Genomic DNA, 21,325 nt, shown 5'->3' with positions numbered 1-21,325 from the left:
ACAGATTCATATTTACTTTGAATTAGTTCAAGAAATTATCTTCTTGAGTCGCCACCATAAGTTTTATAAGAATTAGGCTTCTCTTCTCTCAGGCTGAACATAATTTTCTTGGCAATTTCCTCAGCAACAACCTTTTGAATCTGGTCACCACTTGTCATATAATCTTCAATTGCAGTTTCAACTCTTGCACGAATGATTTCAGCTGTCTGTCCAACAAGTGCATTAGAAAGCTGATGAATGTCAGCTTGCTGTCCGCGAAGTGCTTCAAGCTGGCTACGGTTGGCATCTTCCATTTTCTTAAGCATTCTGTCCATACGTTCTTCTTCTTCAGTATAGATAAGTGTTAATGCAAGAAGGGAAAGCATCGTAAATTCAAGTGCAATCGCAAGTAAGATAAATGAAGGACGAGCCGCAGGAATAAATTTCAAACCACGAATACCTACTGCCACAATAAGGAATGCCGCACCGCCGTAAGCAAGACCTGTAACGAAGTTAGAATATTTTTCTGTAAAGTGGTGAGACATATAAAGTCTGAAACCTTTCAAAATAAGAAGTCTGTTACGTCTCCATAAAAGTGCATTTTTGGTATCTTCAATTTCAATTACCACGAAGTCTGAGAAGAATTCCTTGATACGGGTATAAACTGCTTCATTTCTGAAGAATACGATATCTGTATCATTGTCAAATACATCTTCAAATCTTGCTGATTGGAAAGGTGAAGCAATATCTTCAGTCATAGTTCTGTCCCAGATTAATCTGAATGCTGAACGCACTTCACTTATATCTTTTTCGGCAAGTTTGTCATCAGGCATAATGAGAAGCTCGATTACATCATCTGAAAATCCGGTTTGAAGACGAAGCTTAACCTTTGTATTATCTATCTGACGGTCGAATAATACTGCCATGAATCCTATACCCGATGGCATAAACATTGTAAGAAGCAATGCAGTGGCAAATGCCATTACAAGTGCCACAATGGTAAATCCAATATAAGGTTCGAGAATGATTGCCTCTTCACCAAGTACCGGTGCTTTTACATACCATTCAACTTTTGCTTTGGAATAACCGTGTTCTTCTTCAGTTCTTAACTCCCATGAAAAGTCGAAAATATAATCACGGTTAAGTGCATCTTTAACGATGTCTTTTCCGCCAGAGTATTGAAGTTCCTTTTCCTTAGAAGTTGAACCCCAAACAAGTCCGTCGAAATCAACAAAACCAATTCTTACCTGTTGTTCAAGAGTTGGCTGGAAAAGAGGAACGACGAAACCGGCAATCATGTTTGGAACTAAACTGTAGAAGTAGAAGTATGAAAAAACACCTGCCATAATAAATAATAGCAATGTTTGTTGAAGCCCAACCTTGTACTTCTTAGTTTTGGTAGAAAAATTCTTATTTGTCATTCGAGTATAACTCCATATTACATTAATAAACCAATTTTTATATTTCTATTTTTTAATTCATACTTTTTACAAATTCAAATCTACAAAAAAAAATTGTATTAGCACAAATCTTTTTTTAAAATTATGAAAAAAAGTTTATTTTTTTAACAATATTTTAAATTAAACTTTTTTCATTTTCAAAGTTAATTCATTTTTATCAGAAAATCAAAAAAAAATGACAATTTGCAATTATTTCATCAAAATTTTATCTATTTTTTATAAAATGATATCAATTTACTTTTTATACTTAAAAAATACAAATATTCGATATATGATTGTAGTGATGATAATTAATGAGCAAATCATTGTAATTGGTGGCATCAAACCGGGCCATTTCTCTATTTTTGTCCAATTCACTGCTCCCATCCAAGATGAATGGATAAATATTATAAAAAATGCAAAATATCCTGTTCTTTGAAGTTTTAGCCAGCTTTTTGGACTTAAACCCTGCATAACTTTTGAAATTGATGTTACTGCCGGAACTAAAAAGCCTGCAAATCCTGCAATTCCAAGAAAAATTATAGTATAGCCGTAATTATTCATCATTGAAGAATCATCAAAAAAAGCAGGGAAGAATTGGGGATTGATTATTCTTAATCCAAAAAATACATGAAGACACATAAAATAAAATCCGGATAGCCCGAAGTATCTCTTGTATTTTGATAGTTTTCTTGCTGTATGGTTTCCGGCTTTGCTCAATGAGGATATTAAATAAGCTGTACTTACTGATAAAACCGCTGCTCCTGCAAACGCTTTATTGATGATATAAGTACCGCTTTCAGCAAAATCAAGACCTTTGAAAAGGACATATCTAATATATGCATAAATCAAAACAAGAAGAAAATAGCTTAAGACGATTAATTTTGTATTCCTCTTTTCGACTTGGAAATTGTTATTTGTCATTTTAAAATGCTATATCTTTATGTTTAAAAACATTTCCGAAAAGTCTGAGTGTAGCTTTGATTTCTGCGTCATTATATGAAATATTTTGTTCAAACATTCTGAGTTTGTAAGTATTATCTGTTTCAAACATCCAGATAGTAAATACCTTATCAGGCATATCTTTAAACAGTACATCCATAAAAATGCCACCTACGGGATAATCTTCATTAACTGACAAAATGAAAAACTTACTTTTGTAATAATTTGGATTGAATGTACTTAAATTATCACCTAATGCATCCACAGCAGATCTCTCGAAATAATCAGATTCGCGTTTTCCGTTGAAGAAGTCATTCAATGCATTTCTAAAATTTGCAACAAAAGGAGCTTTTCCTGTTTCTTTAAGCAGTTTCAAATCATCATCGGAAATTTCAACAGGCTCGATGTCTTCAACAGGCACCTGAACCTGAATATATTTATTTGTGTCATTTTGTGGCTGAGGAGTTTCTTTCCTGTTGAGAGTATCAACCAAATTTTGGGATGCACTTTGAACCTGAGCCTGAGTAGTTGGATTTGCGGATACATTATCATTACTAATATCCTGCAATGAATTCTTATCTTCACTACAAGATATTAGTAATGTAAAAATCAAAATTATCGCAGCATTATTAAAGCGGGATATTGCCATGTTTCCTTGGTGGATTTTTATCAACTTTATTTTCAAGAATACTGAATGCTTCAATTAATATCCTTCTTGTTTCTTTCGGTTCGATAACATCATCAATATATCCATAAGAAGCAGCAATATAAGGATTTGCAAATCTTTCATTATATTCTTCAATCAATTCAGCTTCTCTTTTTGCCGGATTCTCGGCTGCATCAATTTCTTTTTTGAATATAATCTCAACCGCCCCTTTAGCGCCCATAACAGCAAGCTCAGATGTAGGCCACGCAAAATTCAAATCGCCTCTGATATGCTTACTGCTCATAACATCATAAGCGCCACCATAAGCTTTACGGGTAATCACCGTAACTTTAGGTACAGTTGCCTCGCAATAAGCGTATAGAAGTTTTGCACCATTTGTAATGATGCCACGCCATTCCTGGTCTGAACCCGGAAGAAATCCGGGAACGTCTTCATAAGTAAGTATAGGAATATTAAAAGCATCACAAAATCTAATAAATCTTGCCGCTTTTTTTGAGGCATCAATATCAAGCACACCGGCAAGTACTGCCGGCTGATTGGCTACAACTCCAACGGACCTTCCACCTAATCTGCAAAAGCCGACAATGATGTTAGGAGCATAATCTTTATGAACTTCAAAAAATACATTATTATCAGCAACCTTTGAAATAATATCGCGCATGTCATAAGGTTGATTTGGATTTGCCGGAATCGCATAATTCAAATCCTCATCTATTCTGTCAATCGGGTCATTGTTCGGAACAAAAGGTGGATCTTCAGCATTATTTTGTGGAATATAGCTAAGAAGTGTTCTTACAATTTCGATAGCTTCCATATCGTTTTGTGCTACAAAATGAGCAACTCCGCTTTTTGATGCATGAGTCATAGCACCACCAAGGTCTTCTGAGCTAAGGTCTTCATGAGTAACAGTCTTTACTACTTTTGGACCGGTAACAAACATATACGAAGTATTTTCAACCATAATGATGAAATCAGTTATAGCAGGCGAATAAACAGCACCACCGGCACAAGGACCCATTATTACCGAAATCTGAGGTACGACACCGGATGCCATTGTATTTCGAAGAAATATTTCCGCATAAGCACCAAGTGAAATAACTCCTTCCTGAACTCTTGCACCTCCCGAATCGTTAAGACCAATTACAGGGACACCGTTTTTCACTGCCAAATCCATAATTTTACAGATTTTCTTACCATGCATTTCAGCAAGGCTGCCACCTAATACTGTGAAGTCCTGTGAAAAGAGTACCATTTTTCTGCCAAGAATATCTGCAAATCCGGTAACAACACCATCTCCAAGAGGTATTGTTTTGTCAAGACCTAATTGGTTCGAATGATGATGAGCTAAAGCATCTATCTCTCTGAATGAACCTTTGTCACAAAGCAGACTGACTCGCTCGCGGGCAGTAAGTTTGCCCTTTGCATGCTGAGCATCTATTCTATTCTGACCACCACCAAGCTCAGCTTTAGATTTGAGGTCTTTCATTTTCTTGATTTTTGCGTCTATAATTTCTTTATCGCTCATATTTACTTTGTTTTGATTATAAAAATATTTATAACAGATACTTAAATATTTTATTTGATTTATTTATTAAAATCTTCAAAATTTGGATAAAATATCCTTTACTGCATCTTTGTGGATCATATATGTTGTCATTTTAAGCTTGACGTAGTCTGAGTGATAGAAATAATAGCCTTTGTGATTTCCATTTCTTGCACCAGAACCCGAATCCTTTATCAAAAACCAGTCGCCAGAAGAGTTTTTAGTTTTACCTACTAAATGAATTGCATGGTCATCTGTGGTTGTTTTATTAGAAAATCTGAATTGACGCGCATACTCATCTATATATTCAGATGGAATATCAAAGCTTGGAATAACTGCGGCATCTGAATAGGAATAATAGCCTGCTTCAGAAACATCGCCACCAATTGCTACTGAATAACCAGCTGAAATAGCTTTATTTAAAATACTCATAAAATCATCAAGCGGGACATTGTAATAAATTTCTGCCTTCCACCAATTATCAGGTACATCATAAACTACCTTTTTCCAGTAGCCGGGTTCGAGCATGGAATAAATATCCACATAATCATCAGGATTAATTTTCAAATAATCATTTACGAAAGATTTTGGAGTGTAGCTCTTGCCATTATAATCAAATTTTACAGGTGGCTCACCCATATAGTGATTCAGAATTGACCTGACATTGCCCAAAATTACATCATTATTCCAAAAAGAAGTTTTCTTACAGTTATCCAGATAATTATTGATTTCTTTCTCCATTTTCTCGTGAGCGTGGTGATTTTGACCATTTTTCATACCATTGTAAATTTCAACAGGGACAGCTCCGTACATTTTCCACATACGAAGAGTCGCTGCTGTCTGCGAACCTTCACTAACCAGTGAATTTCCTCTCTCATCAATATAACGTTCGACTTTAGCAAGATACTCATAATAAACAGTGTGCATTTCCGAAAGTTTTATTTCAATTTTATTAATTCTGTAAACCTCCGATTCTAAAAATGATGTTGAAGCAAATGACCAACAAGTCCCTGTCCAGCTCTGCATTACAGGTTCATTATGCCATAATGGTTTAAATTCACTTATTGATTTAGGAATTTCAATCCCGGAAAAATCAAGCATGAACGATTTTTTCTTGGGCTCTTCCTTTTTCTCAAATTCTTCGACTTCTTTTTTGATATTATCCCAGGCTTCATTCTTCCTTTCTATAAAAACACCCTTATCTTTTCTGACTTTTTGGGCAAAAGTTTCTTTTTGACAAGTCAAAAGAAAAATAATGATTGCAATTGACAATAATAAACGCATACAAATACTCCAAAAAAATATTTTTAATTTTTAAATTATACCAATTACAAAATTAAACATTTTGGAGTCAAAATAATAATATTATTTACTTTAGCTTACTCATAAAACAAAAATAATGTATTTATATCTTTGACTTATCGAAAACTTATAAAAATTTTATATAGAATTAACTCAAGAATGACAACACCTGATGTTATACTCAAGGTAGTATTGATAAGAAAAAAAAATATTTATATTTTCATCAGTTTAGTATCATCATTTCCAAGACTTACGCGAAAAAGTACTTCAAAAGATAAATCCTACTGTTAATCCACCTGCTAATTTGGTTTCCCTGTACAAGACTGGATAAGGATTTTTGTCAAGCTCTGTGATAGTTTTGTTGTCCTCATAAAATTTATACCCTATTTCAGCACTAAATATAAATCTTTTATATTGATATTCAAATGCAACACCAATTGCGACATTGTATGAATTATTGAAGATAGTTAAGGTTTGGCTATTTTGATAATCTTTATAATCATCATCAAAATAGTAATAACCACCCATAAGAAAATATACCCTGTAATTTTCGTTCCTGATAATATTTCTTTGTAACTCCGTACCTAATGAATAATTAATATTTTTGTGTTCCAGCTCATCAGTTTGACGGAAATAATAAAAATACATCGCTAAAAACTGAATACTTATATTTTCGCTTAAACGACGATTATAAAAAGCTCCGTATCCTGTTGTGTTTGAATGCTTTATACCTATAGTATTAGCAAAATCCGTACTTTTGATTTCTTGGCAATATATTAATTCGCTTAAATACAGGAAAACCATTAATATCAAAATAATTAGTTTCATTTTATAATACTCCTTAATAGATTTAATTCTAAAAGATGAACCATAATCCAAAATTTAGAATCTGTATTAAAAATAAAAACTTATACCTAAGCCAAACCCAATATCAGTCTTTTTAGTAAGTTTTGGTCTTTGTGAAATTTCTTCATTGATATAGTCGTATTTATATGCGAGTGCCAAAAAACCTGAAAAATTTTCATGAATAAACAAGTCAAATCCAAAGCCAAAACCTGCTGAGTACTGAATTGTAAGATTACCTGATGACAAGTTCCTGTTATCAATATTGAAATATGAACAACCAAGCATAGTATATACTCTTGTATTGGTACTAACTATTAAGTCTCTTTGAAATTCGGCTCCAACATTCATACTGATGTCCTTTTTATCTACTGTGAGATCTTCTTTTGACAGGCTTTTCCATTCCTGTACTTCGTAGTATGTACCGATACCTGTAATTCTAACAGTATAATCTTTTGCAAACCTTCGGGAGAAACTGATTCCGTAACCGGAAAAATTTGAATAAGATACTCCCACTGAGTTATCAAACAAATTTGACATCTTCTTATAAATTCCATCAAACTCATCTGAACTCACAAGTGTGTCAATTTCTTGAGATTTCGTGCTTACTGAACATAATGCGATGATTACAATAGTCAAAAATATGACTGACTGAAATTTTGTTAGCTTTTTCATTTCAAAAACTCCTTTTACATAATTGAAAAATAATACAATGCAAAAGTATATCTATGCAAAATTTAAGTTGTCATACAAATGTCAATATTTTGTAAAATAAATGTAAGCTAAATTATTTCTGATAATTTATATCCAATTGTCGGAACTGTAATTAAATAAATTGGATTAGCAGGGTCGGGTTCGATTTTCTTTCTTAATGCAAGTACATAATTATCAACAGTTCTTGTCGTAGGATAATTATCATAGCCCCAGACTTTATCCAAAATTTCGTCTCTTGAAATGACTGCACCTCATCGTTCCATTAAAAGTTTGATGAGATTAAATTCTTTAACCGATAAACCAATTGGTTTGTTATCGAGATAAAGGTCATACTTATCTAATATTAATTCATAGTTTCCCAATTTGTAGCTATCTGCTGAAATTTCATTATTAGTAGAATCTGCCCTTCGGAGAATTGCTTTTATTCTGAGCTTAAGTTCAATTAGACTGAATGGCTTTGTCATATAATCATCTCCGCCTGTTTCGAACCCAACAATCTTATCTAATTCCTCATTTTTACTTGATAAAAATAAGATTGGTATTAAAATTTTATTCTTTCTCAAATCTTTACAAATCTCGAAGCCTGTTTTATTTGGGAGCATTACATCTAAAATAATCAAATTAAATGGCTCTTTCATCGCTATTTCGTAAGCCAATTTGCCATCATTTACTGTCATGACATCATAATTTTCTTCTTTTAGGACGACTTCCAGCCCCATAGAGATAGCTAAATCATCTTCAACAATTAGAATTTTTTTCATGTCTTATACTCCAGGAAATTCTATAATAATTTTTGTACCTTTTCCATATTCACTTTCAAGTGATATTGAGCTTTTATGAGCTCTTATAATGTTGTTGACTATAGACATACCTAAGCCGGTACCGCTAATACTCTTCGTATCTTCACTTACAACTCTGTAATATGCATCAAAAATTACCTGTTGATGCTCCTTTTTAATGCCAATTCCCTTATCTTCAATTTCAAAAATATATTTGTTATTTTTTTCATAAGTAGAAATGCTTATTTCTTTTCTGGAGCCTGAGTATTTCATTGCGTTATCAATCAAGTTGTAAAAAACTTCATTTAAAGAATCTGATTCACCATATATCATATATTCATTTCCATTCTTTTCATAATTCACCAAAAAATTTCCCTTTATAAGTAAGTATGATATTGAGGAGACCACATTTTCCACTATTATATTCAAGTCTATGACTTCAAAATTATAATCCTTAGCTCCTCTTTCAATCTTTGAAAAATCTAAGACATTGTTGATTAACCTCGTTAATCTTTGACACTCACCAATAATAATTGTCAAGTATTCTTTTCTTTTTTCTTCAGAAAGTGCAGTATTATTGAGAATAAATTCCGAAAACAGACTTATAGCTGTAAGTGGGGTTTTAAATTCATGGGAAACATTTGAAACAAAATAGTTTTTTACAGTATTAATTTCTTCAAGTTTCTTTATTTCTTCACTTTTAAAAAGCAGTTCTTTCTGAATTTCTATAAAATCATATTTGATCGCAATTTCATTTATAATACTTGTAATGATATCATAATCTTCTATTGTATATGCTATGCCATTGGATTTCATTCCAAGTACAACTGCTGAATTTAAAAATCCTGATTCTGAGTAAAAGTAAATAACAAGTTCTGCATTAATCAGCTTTAAAAGTTCCCGATCAACATAATGCTGAATATTGTCTGAGAATACTGATGGATAAGCAATTACTTTAATTCCTTTGTGAATGATTGCAAATTCGTTGATATTATAAATTTGATGACTATTAAGCTCCGAATTCTTTGTTTTGATAAGTTGTAAATCATTGGAGTCATAAATATGCAAATAATTATATGATTCAACTTTCACAAATTTTGAAAAAAAATCATCAAGAACTTCCAATAATTGTCCTGTAGTAACACTATTCCAAATTCTACTTTTTATGATTTTTTCACTCGTACTTAAATTTAAATCAATTTTGAAGAAGTTTGTATCTACAAATTTTTGCAATCTACCTTTTACCGGCTTATAAAGCAATACTGTCAGTAGAATTGTGACAAGTCCCGCTAAACGTATCTGATTTGTTTCTGATAAATAAAATGCACCAAAAAAGTAAATCAGACTTAAATAGAAGATTAATAATATTGTAAAGAAGAACCCATAAACAGCACTTCTCCTCAAAAATAATTTAATATCGAAAAGACTGTATTTATATATAGCTATGAAGAGTGTTATTGGTGAAATAATAATCAATATTTGCATTGTTGCTTCTGAAATAGCAGGACTTTTTAATGTTATCCCGGGAAGAAGATACAGTATAATAAAAATTGATGGTCCCCAAAGTACACTGATAAAAATCCATAAGAGCTTATCACGCTCAATTTGTTTGGAAGATTTTATATATGAATGTAAAGTATTTATAACAACAAATAAATAGAACGGTATAAAGAAAGGTTTAATGAAATATATCAGTATTTGGTTATATAATCGAAAAATTACTTCTCCGGGATGTATTATGTAGAAATAATTCAAAATTAAAATGCCAATAAATAAAGGTATAATTAGGAAGTAAAAATATTTGAATCTTGTTATTGTATTAATAAATTTACGAAATGGATAAAGTAAACTAAAGTGCAAAAATGTAATGGAAAGCAGTAAATAACTTATTAAATCAATTGTTCTTGTCAGAATTATGAAATATTTTCTATCATCCGGTATTGTGCCAAAAGTAAAAAATAACATTATAACTACTGAAATCATCATCCAATGGAATACATTCGCAAGAAGTCTGTCAGTTAATTTGTAAAAAATAAAAATTGCAGGAATTAAAAAAAATAAAGATACTATTATTGTTATCAATAAAAAGGAGAAGTTATAATAATTTACAAGAGTTATTTGAATATCTACAGACTCATTTTCCCTGAGAACTACTAAATCAATTTGTTCACCGGCTTTATGAAAATCAAGTATAGTCTCATATATTGAATTATTTTTTACTTCATAACCTGCAATTTTTATTATCTTATCTGATTCATAAATGCAATCTATGCAATTTTGATTAAAAGGTCCTGAAAATTCAGGAAAATCGGCTTTTTCTGCGATATATGAGATATTTATCAAGCCAATTGCAAGGAGAATTATATCTCCTGTAAGTATTAATAAAAATATATGAGAAAACTTTTTCATATCATATCATATTATTTTATTTAAAATAAAGAAAAAAAATCAAATTAGAATCAAAAAAAATATTTTATGACATTTTTATGACAATTATTTTACTTATTAATGACAATAAGCAATTGACAATATCATATTTTTGAATTGTAATTTGTTATAATTTCTAAAAAGGGTTTTGTTATGAAAAATTTAGTTTACTTTTTTATTATTATTACTTACTTCCTATCGGCACATAAGGTAACCGCAGAAGAGGTAGTAATTAATGTCATGCACATAAGTGACACTCATTCCAATATGCTTCCCGGCTGTGGAAGGGATGAGAATCTAAATGGAAAAATCGGTGGATTAGCTCGGGCTGCGAGTGTCATTGGAATGGGTAAATACATGGATGACGAAATGTTATTCCTTCATAGTGGTGATATTTTTGTCGGTGATTTATCGTGGTATTTATTTTATGGTGTGCCCGAGTTAGTTGCTTACAAACAGCTCGGTATTGATGCAATCACAATTGGCAATCATGAGTTTGATGCAATGACTGAAACCTTAATCGGTGTTTTAGATAATGCACAAACACTCGCCGGCGAAATCAACTTCCTGAGTGCAAACCTTATTGCCGGTGAAGGTGCTTATGGTGTTGAGCTTGAAAACAGAGTCAAAGACAATATTATTAAAGATGTAAAAGGTGTTAAAGTCGGAATCTTTGGTATGACAACTGCAATTGCTAATCTTACTTCCCTTCCCGGACCTGATATAATTGTGTCTGATAATTATCTTGAAATTGCTGAACAGCAAGTAAGTGCTTTGAAAGCAGAAGGATGCAGTGTGATTATATTTCTCTCGCATCTTGGTATGATGGCTGATTATTATGTAGCACAAAATATATCGGGTATTAATCTTATTCTGGGTGGACATGACCACCTTACAACTTATGAGCCGGTTATTGTATCAGACGAACATCAGAATAAAACTTATATCATTCATTCAGGTCAGTATTTTCATAGTTTAAGTTCAATAAAAATAATAGTTCAAGATGGACAATTTATGGGTATTGAAAGCTCAATAATTGAATTGGATGAGACTATTCCTGAAGAGCCGACAATTGTTGAAGCCATAAATAATTTACTTGCTACACAAGATGAAGAAACTCATGCTTTGTTTAGTATTCAATTAGCACAGGCGACAGCAACATTTACCGAAAAAGTTGATGAGCCATTAGCCCCAGGTATAAAATCAACAGGAGTTGGCTGTCTTGTAGCAACAGCATTCAAGGAGTGGGGTGGAACTGAAATTGGATTTACAACATCAGGACTAACTTCTCAACCTCTTTATGAAGGACCTGTTGTAGGAAATGATGTTTTCAGAATTCTGGGCTATGGAGTAAATGAAACCACGGGTATCGGATACAATATGACAAAATTCAAACTTAAAGGAGAATATTTGTATCAGTGTATTGCCTATGCATTAAGTATTGTTTGCAATGATAAAGATGATGAATTCTTACCACAATTAGCCGGCATTGAAATTGAATATTATACTGGCGATTGCAGCCTTATTTCTGTTAATGTCAATGATGAGCCGATTGATTTTGAAAGGTCATACACCATAACATCTTCAATGTTTATTTGGTATTATATTGCTCAAATGCTGGAATTCCCTGTCGAAGATACAGAACTTTTCGATGATGTATCGGATTTCTTGGTTTTATTAGATTATATTATGGCTAAGCAAATTATTACACCGATGAATGAATCATGCCAAAATGTTATTGCTCCTGTAAAATCAGAATCCCAAGGTCCTAATACAAATTCCATAAGAGCTTTTCCTAATCCGGCAAATGAAATTGTCAATATTGAAGTTGAAATTGATAATCCTGGATTGTATTCTATCGATATATTCAATTTAAGTCAATTGAGCGAAATCAATTTCGGCAGTCAATTCCTTGATACAGATACAGAAATAATCCCTATAAATATTAGTTCCCTACCAACCGGTACTTATTTAGTAAGACTAAAGAATGGAGATAACACTTTACTTGGTCGTATAATTATATTGAAATAATTGATTAAGTGGCGCATGATTAGCTCATTGCTATCAGAGTCAGTCTTTAACTAAAAATAGATTGGCTCTGATAATTATTGTCCTATAGCAGCACCAAAGCCGCCACGATTAAAAACATTTTGCGTCTCATGATTTTTTACCTATTTCAAAAATACTTTTTCAAAAATAATATACTTTTCAATAATAATAACACATCAAAAGGAAATCGTCTCAAAAATAAGTGATTTTTTCTTACATTTTGATAAAAATCAATGAAAATAAAATAATTGACGTATAAAAATGTCAAATATAAGTGTTTTTCGAACATAAATTGAATAAGATGACCAGAATTAAGGAATTATACAAATGGATAAAGTCAGAGATAAAACATTAGATTTGATTAAAGATTTCCTTGATTTGCTTGCTAAGAATAAAATCAATATCCAAAAAGCGTATCTATATGGTTCATTCGCAAATAGAAGCAATAATCTTTATTCGGATATAGACTTAGCTCTTGTGTCGGATGATTTCACCGGAGATTTATGGGAGGATAAAAGAACCCTGCGTGAGTATAAATCTCTTGTATCGTGGGATATTTCTCCTATGCCTTACAGAGTATCCGAATTTGAATTCAGCCAGTTTGCAAAAGATGAGATTATCAGCAAAGGTATAAGGATTATTTAAATTATTTTCACTCTCCTCTCACTACCTGATAACTCAAAACACTTTTTCCACAATAAACTTTTACAGAATATACACCAGAAGGGTATGTTTCGAAATTTATTGTTAGTATTTCTCTCGCATCATTTACATTAGATTTAAACAGTAGATTACCGTTTTGCCCGAAAATCTCGTATCTGCTTGTATTGATGCAAGTTATCGGAATGTATACAATGCTGGTTGTCGGATTCGGGTAAATTGTTTCTTTTATTTTTTTTTCGGGAACACTCGTATTAGGGAAATAGGAGAATTTATTAATTGTTCCTCTTGAACTGCCAATAAAATATTTATTATTTGAATTGTAAATTGCATTACCTGCAAAAACCAATTCACCATCTAAATAAAACTTTTTATATTCCTGCTTTTTACCAACTAAATCAAGAATATATAAATAGACAGGTGCTGATACAATCATTTTTGATTCATTTTCAAAAAATGAAAATAAACTTGCGCCAATCGCTTTTCCACCTAAAATAAAAGCAAAAGTAGAATCAATGATTCGATATTCACTTATGCTGAAAATACATAAACCATAAAGTCCATTGTTATTTTCTTGTTCAAATTGTCCTGTAAAGAAGATTTTATCAGTATTCAGTTCAGAGAATTTTACATCTGCCGGATCGCTCCATTCTTTACTTGATGGGTCGGAAATATATTTGTCAACAATCTTCTGCCGAGAATCAAGCGACCAAACCATAAGTTTAGATACTCTTCCTTCATTCATTACTGCCAAGTACTTGCCGTCTTTGGAAACCGCAAGATTTACAAGCAACAGTTTTTCGTCCTCTGCTGTTGTCAGTTCTCCAACTGGCTGCAAGGTTTCCCTGTCAAATATCAGTATTTTCCTGTAACGAACCCAAGTTCCAATAACATCCTTATCCCCTTTTAGTATAGTATAAATGTAGGGTCTGACAGGGTCAACTTTCATTTCAGAAAAAGAAACTCCGTAACCTTCTTCATCTTCAGGAATAACATATTCGCTTATTAAACTCATATCATTCACATTGCGTAATTGCAATGTTTTATAGCCGTTTATAGGTAAAATTGAAACAATTCTGTTACTATCAGGAGTGAACTCAATTCTCCAAGCTCCGAAAGGATACACGGTAACTTTACCACCATCTTCACAAGAGCGAACCTGAACATCAAAACCAGTGCCTACAATAAATTGTTCTTCACCCGGCATAAACTTAAGGTCGTTTATTTGTGTAGAATCAATAATTGTCCTCCAGTTTACCGTAATCTCTCCGGCACGTACCGGAATTGAGTAAGACAATAGCAGCACCAAAGCCGCCACGAATAAAAACATTTTTATGTAACATATTTTTTTTCCATTTTCAGAAAAAGATTTTAGTCATAAACAATTATACAATAATTAATTTATCCAAATACGGCAAAAAACAGTTAAAGACCTAACCAGTAGCAGATGGACTGAGTTAGTTTTGTGGAGTCTGAATCTCCAAGAAACCCTATTGATTGCACTACAAGCCGTTTATCAATTGTATAAAACCCGCGTTTTACTGCCGTTTGTACATTCAGACCGGACTTTGTATAATCATTTATTAAAAATTCACCGGGATGCAGATTAGTAATTTTACTTGTTAAAGGTATTATAATCAAGTCGTAAGATGGAAAGTCGTTATTTGCCACTACTGCAGGTCTGACTTTAAAATTACTTAAGTCAGTAAATGGATATTTAATTAATACAATTTCATTTTTTGAGTAATTCTTCATAAATATCGTCTTCTTCGTTTGCCCAGATTTTGTCCAGAGAATATTCGGAACTGTTTAAATAAAAATCGTCATTTCCATTTTCCAAATAACTGACAAATACCTTGGTTTCATCAGGTATTGCTATGTCTGAGTCGAAAATTATTCGCCCATTTTTATATATTGCATTTATAGTATTAATCATTATTTCATCTCCTTTATTTTGTAAAAACGTTAATAGTATTTATATATTTCATTCATAATTCCGTTACCCAAAAATTTCACCTCCAAATTTTTCAAAAATTTGTTATGAATAATTACGTTTATTAAATTTTATAATATGATGATTCTATGAATTTTGAATGGGATGAAGATAAGAATATTATCAATATTGCAAAGCATGGTATTGACTTTAACGATGCAGTATTAGCTTTTAACTCAGCTGTTTTGACAAAAAAGGATAATAGAATTGATTATAATGAAGTTCGATTTATAGGCATTGGAAAAATATTTACTAAAACAATTGTAGTTGTTTGGACTTTAAGAAACAATAGAATAAGAATTATTTCAGCTCGTATTGCAAATAAAAATGAAAGGAAAATTTATAATGAAAAAGCCATCCAAAACTGATTGGAACAGAGTAAATAGGAATGATGATACATTAATTGATTACTCTGACATACCCGAAACAGACGCTGCTTTTTGGGCTGATGCAGAAATAAAGTCTTTTACAAATAAAGTTGATTATACATTTAAAATTGATGAAGACCTTGCTCAATGGCTTTTACAATTAGGTTCAGACTCAAATGAAGCTGTAAATAATATTCTCAGAGCATACTATTTGGTAAATTCTTAAGTAACTTGCAACATTAATCACAATTAGAGGGATAGTTATTGATTTGTATTAAACTATTGCCTTCTGTTATTGCCAGACCACCTCACTTATTTACGATTATTTGAATTGTTGAAACTGTACCGTTTGCAGTTATTCGTGCAAAGTAGGAGCCGGATGGTGCTTGAGCTGTGTTCCACTCAAAATTGTGGTTTCCGGCATCAAGAAACCCATCAAATATATGAGCTATTAAACGGGAATTAATATCATAAATCTGAATATTAATTGTTGCTGAATTTAGCAGGTCAAATCTGATATTTGCAGTGCTGTTTGTCGGGTTTGGAAAAACAAGCGGTTCAATTATTTGCACCGGATTTTCCTGTACTGAAGTCGGATTCCATTTGGCATTTAGCATATATACTCCGGCAACTCCTCCAATACCAATTCTTTTAGCATTTTTATCAACAGAGATTGAAAGCGGAGTATCTCCTTCGTCTAAATCTAAATATTTTTTTGCGAGCCAATCTAATTTAATTGAATTGGTTTCACTTCCCTTGTCAATATCCCAAATACTAAGATTCCAATTTAAAGAGCCACCTGTACCAACTAAAATATACTTACTTTCGGGCGAGAAAGTAATTGATTTTGAATATGAAGCATTTCCAAATTCTTTATTTACACTCCAGTCGGATGTATTCCAGATTTTGTTTGGAGATGAATCAAAAGCACCGGCCAGGTACATTCCGTCTGGGGAAAAAGATAAAGACATGCAGGCAAGATATTCTTTCTTTTCAAGAATTTTCAATCGTTTTAAATCAGGGAAGCTGTAAATTTCTATACTGCCCTCTTTATTTTCAGTTGATACATCTGCATAATTTTCCGACCTTGCTAAATACTTGTTATCAGGTGAAATACATAAATCATAACTGCTTTTTGTAAAGCCGAATTGATGAATTATTTCCCAACTTTGAGTATCAATTACAGTAAGTCCGGCTCCTGATTCTCCTCTGCTTGTAACTAAATAATTAGCATTTGATGAAAGTGCTATAACCAACCCACCATCCAGAGTTTTGATCAAACTGAAATCTTTTAAATCATAAATATTTAAGCCGCCAATACCCGGGCAGGCAACCGCTATAAATGTGGATGAAACCTCAATATCCAAAATTTCAGATTTTTGCTTGGGAAACTCTCTAATTAGCTGCCCCGTCTCTGCATCCCAAAGCCGTGGGATACTATCGCTGCCACCCGAGACCAGATACCTGCCGTCAGGAGTGAATTTTACTGCATTTACAGCATTTGGATAAGTGAACTTAGTCCAGACAGTGTCGGGCAGTTCCTCAGTCTGAGCAAAAGCAGATTGAACAAATAGCAGCACCAAAACCGCCACGATTAAAAACATTTTGTGTTTCATATTATTTTTCCATTTTCAGAAAAAGTTTTTCAAATTTGTAATTCTACATACTAAGAATAACACATCAAAATCATAATCGTCTCAAAAACAAGTGATTTTTCTCAAAAATAATCAAATTTTGTAAATTATTTTGCAAAATTCTTATAATAGACTAATATCTGTGCATAATTTAATCTTTACGAATTTTCTCATTATATCATGATGTAAACTGACTTATTTTGAACATTTCAACAGAAATGATTGAGAGATTGAGTTATAAAAGAAATAATAAATTTAACCCCTCAAAATCTAACAATTCAGAGGGGTTCGAATTAGTTTTATTATACTAAAAATGGCTATTTTAATCTCATTATTTTCTTCACAAATCTTTCACTTCCAATATTCAGAACTGCAGTGTATTCACCACTTGCAAGATTTCCTCCACTAAGGTTGAAAATATGATTACCCTGATTCAGACTGCCGCTGAATAATGCGCTAACATGAGAACCTTCAAGACTATAAATATTTATAGATACATCAGATTTTGATTGCAGATTGAATTTTATCTCCAAATCTTCCCTGAAAGGATTTGGACTTGCTGTAAGACTTAAACTTTCATTGTCATACGTCTCATAAATTGACCTGGCAATATAAAATGCATCTTGTTTGTAAGTTAGTTCAGATACAGTTTCTCCCGACATTCCGTCAAATATTTCAATTAAATTCAAATCCATTATAATTTTTGAATTTGAATTAAGGGTTTTGATTTTTAAAAGATTATATTGCTTAGCTCCATCTATATGAGACGTTTGGGGATTATCACCCCAAATTGTAATTGCTGCTTTACTATTAGCAAATACTCCGGAGCCGACTAATATTTCATCATCGGTATAAACTCCAATTTCTGTTTCATCAGGATAATCAGCTAAAACAAGAAGCACTGAGCTATTACCTGTCCTTGAATGTTCGGGTATTAAAATTGACGGTTTTTTAATGATGAAATCATCTGGGAATACACGTTTTCCTAAAGAATTTGCGGGATAAGTAAGTGATGAATTTTTACTCAAAAAGATTTGATAGCCTTGTCCCGGAACCATATTTCCAATGGTATTAATATCAAACATTGGTAAATATGTACCTCCGGAATTGTTTTTTGCAATCACAAGGGCATCATCATCAGTTAGACTTTTGAGTGCATCTTTTACATTCATAGGACTGTTTCTAAGGTAAGAAATGATTTTCCACCCTGAAGTTAGAGTGATTTGATTATCTTCAGGTTTAAGCTGATTACCTGTTATAGCAAGTGTATCAGATTGAGAAGCATAAACCTGATACCCCTCAAGTTTATTCCAGTTTATAATATTGTCTATGCTAAATGCAGGAAGATATGTTCCACCAGTGCTATTTTTCACAATAACAATATTGTTTTTTACTTCATCCCAGACAACCGGAATAGAAGTATTTTCCGGCTCTACAAATGAAGAAATTATATTCCATCCCTCAGCAAGAAATATCTTATGAATCGCAAAAGTTGTACCTGAAGCCGGAAACCAAAATCCCGAATAGGATATATTGTTTTGATTTTCCTGCTTACCAATGGCATACTGACCTAATGTACTGCTGACTTTGAAATCACCATTTTCAACAGTCGTTGCTGAACTTCCTATGACATATTTTTTAATACTGTAAGTCTGTGATTGAACCTGCAATATCACAAAAAAGAATACTAAAATATGAATTATATATTTCATTTTGACACCTTAATTTCCGATTTTGTTTAAAAGAATTTCCAATTTCCGCTCTAATTCCTCAATTCTTTGATTTTGATTATCAATTATACTTTGTTGCTCTTGAATTGCTTTTACAAGCACAGGAGTTAATTTTGAGTATGAAACTGACCATAAATCTGATGCTTCATTTTCAGGAGGGCTTACAATTTCCGGTAAAATCTTGAATAAATCCTGTGCGATAAATCCAATATCATTAGCACCTTCATTTGAAATATTTATTACTCCATTTTCAGTTATAGAATTATGGTGAAAATATTTCAACGGTTCTAACTTCATAATTTCATACAAGCCATAAGTAATTTCAGTTCTATTTGTTTTAAGTCTTCCATCAGAGTATAAAACCCAATCATTTGCTCGCCCTCTTCCAATACCAATAGTTGTAGTATTTGGCAATTCAAGGGCATAAGTTGGTGATGTCACTGTTTGCAATCCAACCCTTCCATTTTTAAGAACTGTCATTGCATTGCTGCGAGAGTTAGAAGCAGTACCATTACCAATAACAAATAATCTGTCAGTAGAAACCCATGCGCTTGTTCCTCCATGAGAATAATCAGTATTGAAGCTACCTACTACTGTTTCAACAAATGATTTTGCAGTATTATTAAGACCCAAAACCGTGGAATTTGCTCCTGAAGCATTTGTAAAATATCCCATCGCTGTGGAATAACCTCCAGAAGCTGTTGCCATATATCCCATCGCTTTAGAATAAATGCCAGATGCCGTTGACGAAAAACCTAATGCGATTGATGCCGTTCCTAATGCTTTGGGATTATGCCCCAATGCTATAGAATAATTACCAATACTATCTTTGTTCCAATTATTAAATTCCACCATGCCTACTCTAAATGCTGCTTTATCAGGATACCACATCATACGCGTACCTCCTCCTGTAGCGGGTGGGTTGCCTTGGTTTGTGGATTTATATTCACCTGTAAATAAAACATTTCCTCCGCCGATTCCTATGCCATTGGTATGCAAAAGTGCATCTGGAATATCAGTACCGAGTCCTAATCTACCATTTTTCAAAACCGTCAGTGCATTACTACGAGCATTTGAAGAAGTGCCATTTCCAATAACAAACAAGCGATCACTAATGTTCCAATCACTTGTATCAATAGGTGTATAATCTGTATTCCACCTTCCTATTACAGTTTCGAATCCGGATTTTGCCGTTGTATTCGAGCCAAAAACTGTGGATCTTTTACCCGAAGCTGTAGTGCCAATACCAAATGCAGTAGAATACGGTCCGATGGCTTTGGTTGAGGCACCCAATGCTGTGGATAAAGCACCTGAAGCTATTGTACTACTACCAAGTGCCGTAGAATAGTCGCCTGAGGAAAGTAAACTGCTTCCTATTGCAGTTGAAGAATAACCGGAAGCTTTATTATTCCAACCAATCGCTGTTGATACAAATCCAGAAGCGATATTTTCATAACCAATAGCTATAGAGGAGAAACTCATGGCTGTATTGTTTTGACCAATAGCTGTAGATGCTGATCCAGAAGAAATATTTTCATATCCGATTGCTAAAGCATGGCTTGATAATGCTTTGCTGTTATTGCCCATAGCCACAGAAAAATCACCAATGCTATCATTATCCCAATGAGCTCCATCTACATAACCTGCTCGAAAAGCCGCTTTATCGGGATACCACATCATACGTGTTCCTTCACCTGAAACTGGTGGGTTGCCAGGGTCTGTATCCTTAAATTCACCTTCAAACAAAACATTTCCAGCACCTATGCCGGTACCGCTTGTATGCAGAAGTGCTGAGGGTGTTGCAGTTCCTATTCCAACATTGCCGTTCCTGTAAATATTTCCAGTTGTGTCATTTGATCCGTTCCATGTAGGATCATACTCATTGCTTGATAATGCTGAAAGTGCATAAGGAACTGATGTAAGTTTTATTCTTGGGAGTGGCGTTCCTGCACCAACTTGAACTTCAAGCCATAATTGATTATTAAAACTTATGGTTAGTGGTGTAATTTCGCCAAGTGTGAGATTAGCAAGACCATCGCTAATTTGAACGTTATTCTGCGTCTCTATCCATAGAGCCGTACCACCCGATGAAACATCGAATAATTTCGTTGTGATATTGAATTGACCATCGAGATTAGCACCATTATTATCTTGCAGAATACCCTGCCAACTAAGAGTGTTAGGTACTTGAGAATATAGGTTTATTTGCATAAATGTCAGCAAAATCAGTATAAAACATCTTCTCATAAATAACTC

20 protein-coding genes are annotated in these 21,325 nt (G+C 32.9%); 4 read left to right on the top strand and 16 right to left on the bottom strand.

All coding sequences use genetic code 11. The features are described from left to right. Positions 1 to 35: 35 nt before the first annotated feature. The 10 genes from KF896_05070 to KF896_05025 form a co-directional block, all read right to left on the bottom strand. A complete protein-coding gene (locus tag KF896_05070; GenBank protein MBX3043069.1) occupies positions 36 to 1,400 on the bottom strand; it encodes a hypothetical protein in 1,365 nt (454 codons plus the stop codon). A gap of 273 nt (positions 1,401 to 1,673) precedes the next feature. Beyond that, positions 1,674 to 2,342 carry a hypothetical protein gene (locus KF896_05065; GenBank protein ID MBX3043068.1) on the bottom strand — a complete coding sequence of 223 codons (669 nt, stop codon included), beginning with the start codon at positions 2,340 to 2,342 and terminating at the stop codon, positions 1,674 to 1,676. Between the two features lies 1 nt (position 2,343). Then, positions 2,344 to 3,009 carry a hypothetical protein gene (locus KF896_05060; protein ID MBX3043067.1) on the bottom strand — a complete coding sequence of 222 codons (666 nt, stop codon included), beginning with the start codon at positions 3,007 to 3,009 and terminating at the stop codon, positions 2,344 to 2,346. Next, complete coding sequence (locus tag KF896_05055; protein MBX3043066.1) at positions 2,990 to 4,552, bottom strand: acyl-CoA carboxylase subunit beta; 1,563 nt, start codon at positions 4,550 to 4,552, stop codon at positions 2,990 to 2,992. Before KF896_05055 ends, KF896_05060 begins: the two co-directional genes overlap by 20 nt. A gap of 75 nt (positions 4,553 to 4,627) precedes the next feature. Then, entirely contained in the window at positions 4,628 to 5,854 is a 1,227-nt protein-coding gene (locus KF896_05050) for a peptidase C1 (protein MBX3043065.1), read from the bottom strand. Positions 5,855 to 6,139: 285 nt separating this feature from the next. After that, positions 6,140 to 6,700, bottom strand: coding sequence for a hypothetical protein (locus KF896_05045; GenBank protein ID MBX3043064.1), 561 nt, complete (start codon positions 6,698 to 6,700; stop codon positions 6,140 to 6,142). Between the two features lie 66 nt (positions 6,701 to 6,766). Next, positions 6,767 to 7,390 (bottom strand): hypothetical protein, encoded by a 624-nt coding sequence (locus KF896_05040; protein MBX3043063.1) that lies wholly within the window; start codon positions 7,388 to 7,390, stop codon positions 6,767 to 6,769. Positions 7,391 to 7,497: 107 nt separating this feature from the next. Continuing rightward, complete coding sequence (locus KF896_05035) at positions 7,498 to 7,653, bottom strand: winged helix-turn-helix domain-containing protein (GenBank protein MBX3043062.1); 156 nt, start codon at positions 7,651 to 7,653, stop codon at positions 7,498 to 7,500. A gap of 27 nt (positions 7,654 to 7,680) precedes the next feature. Then, a complete protein-coding gene (locus KF896_05030; GenBank protein ID MBX3043061.1) occupies positions 7,681 to 8,190 on the bottom strand; it encodes a response regulator transcription factor in 510 nt (169 codons plus the stop codon). A gap of 3 nt (positions 8,191 to 8,193) precedes the next feature. Next, positions 8,194 to 10,617 (bottom strand): hypothetical protein, encoded by a 2,424-nt coding sequence (locus KF896_05025; GenBank protein MBX3043060.1) that lies wholly within the window; start codon positions 10,615 to 10,617, stop codon positions 8,194 to 8,196. A 171-nt stretch (positions 10,618 to 10,788) separates the two neighbouring features. On the opposite strand from KF896_05025, the gene KF896_05020 reads away from it, so the two are divergent. Continuing rightward, a complete protein-coding gene (locus KF896_05020) occupies positions 10,789 to 12,666 on the top strand; it encodes a 5'-nucleotidase C-terminal domain-containing protein (protein MBX3043059.1) in 1,878 nt (625 codons plus the stop codon). A 345-nt stretch (positions 12,667 to 13,011) separates the two neighbouring features. Next, on the top strand, positions 13,012 to 13,329 hold the full coding sequence (locus tag KF896_05015; GenBank protein MBX3043058.1) for a nucleotidyltransferase domain-containing protein: 318 nt from the start codon (positions 13,012 to 13,014) through the stop codon (positions 13,327 to 13,329). Positions 13,330 to 13,336: 7 nt separating this feature from the next. On the opposite strand, the gene KF896_05010 is transcribed toward KF896_05015, so the two are convergent. The 3 genes from KF896_05010 to KF896_05000 all read right to left on the bottom strand — a co-directional run bounded on the left by KF896_05010 (position 13,337) and on the right by KF896_05000 (position 15,280). Then, a complete protein-coding gene (locus KF896_05010; protein ID MBX3043057.1) occupies positions 13,337 to 14,641 on the bottom strand; it encodes a T9SS type A sorting domain-containing protein in 1,305 nt (434 codons plus the stop codon). A 128-nt stretch (positions 14,642 to 14,769) separates the two neighbouring features. Beyond that, complete coding sequence (locus KF896_05005) at positions 14,770 to 15,099, bottom strand: type II toxin-antitoxin system PemK/MazF family toxin (GenBank protein ID MBX3043056.1); 330 nt, start codon at positions 15,097 to 15,099, stop codon at positions 14,770 to 14,772. Next, on the bottom strand, positions 15,077 to 15,280 hold the full coding sequence (locus KF896_05000) for a hypothetical protein (protein MBX3043055.1): 204 nt from the start codon (positions 15,278 to 15,280) through the stop codon (positions 15,077 to 15,079). The genes KF896_05005 and KF896_05000 overlap by 23 nt, the downstream gene beginning before the upstream one ends. A 146-nt stretch (positions 15,281 to 15,426) precedes the next feature. On the opposite strand from KF896_05000, the gene KF896_04995 reads away from it, so the two are divergent. Both KF896_04995 and KF896_04990 read left to right on the top strand, forming a co-directional pair. Then, positions 15,427 to 15,705: a BrnT family toxin gene (locus KF896_04995; GenBank protein MBX3043054.1), complete on the top strand. Its 279-nt coding sequence runs from the start codon at positions 15,427 to 15,429 to the stop codon at positions 15,703 to 15,705. Further along, the gene (locus tag KF896_04990) at positions 15,683 to 15,931 is read left to right on the top strand and encodes a 3-oxoacyl-ACP synthase (GenBank protein MBX3043053.1); all 249 of its coding nucleotides are present in this window, start codon (positions 15,683 to 15,685) and stop codon (positions 15,929 to 15,931) included. Before KF896_04995 ends, KF896_04990 begins: the two co-directional genes overlap by 23 nt. An 82-nt stretch (positions 15,932 to 16,013) precedes the next feature. On the opposite strand, the gene KF896_04985 is transcribed toward KF896_04990, so the two are convergent. The 3 genes from KF896_04985 to KF896_04975 form a co-directional block, all read right to left on the bottom strand. After that, entirely contained in the window at positions 16,014 to 17,321 is a 1,308-nt protein-coding gene (locus KF896_04985) for a T9SS type A sorting domain-containing protein (GenBank protein MBX3043052.1), read from the bottom strand. A 335-nt stretch (positions 17,322 to 17,656) separates the two neighbouring features. Then, positions 17,657 to 19,051: a T9SS type A sorting domain-containing protein gene (locus KF896_04980; GenBank protein MBX3043051.1), complete on the bottom strand. Its 1,395-nt coding sequence runs from the start codon at positions 19,049 to 19,051 to the stop codon at positions 17,657 to 17,659. 9 nt (positions 19,052 to 19,060) lie between these two features. Continuing rightward, complete coding sequence (locus KF896_04975) at positions 19,061 to 21,316, bottom strand: tail fiber domain-containing protein (GenBank protein ID MBX3043050.1); 2,256 nt, start codon at positions 21,314 to 21,316, stop codon at positions 19,061 to 19,063. Between the last annotated feature and the right edge of the window lie 9 nt (positions 21,317 to 21,325).

This window comes from Ignavibacteriota bacterium (assembly GCA_019637995.1).
Taxonomy (GTDB): domain Bacteria; phylum Bacteroidota; class Ignavibacteria; order Kapaibacteriales; family UBA2268; genus JANJTB01.
The sequence above is the reverse complement of the archived record's forward strand: the minus strand, read 5'-3'. Positions and strand labels throughout refer to the sequence as shown.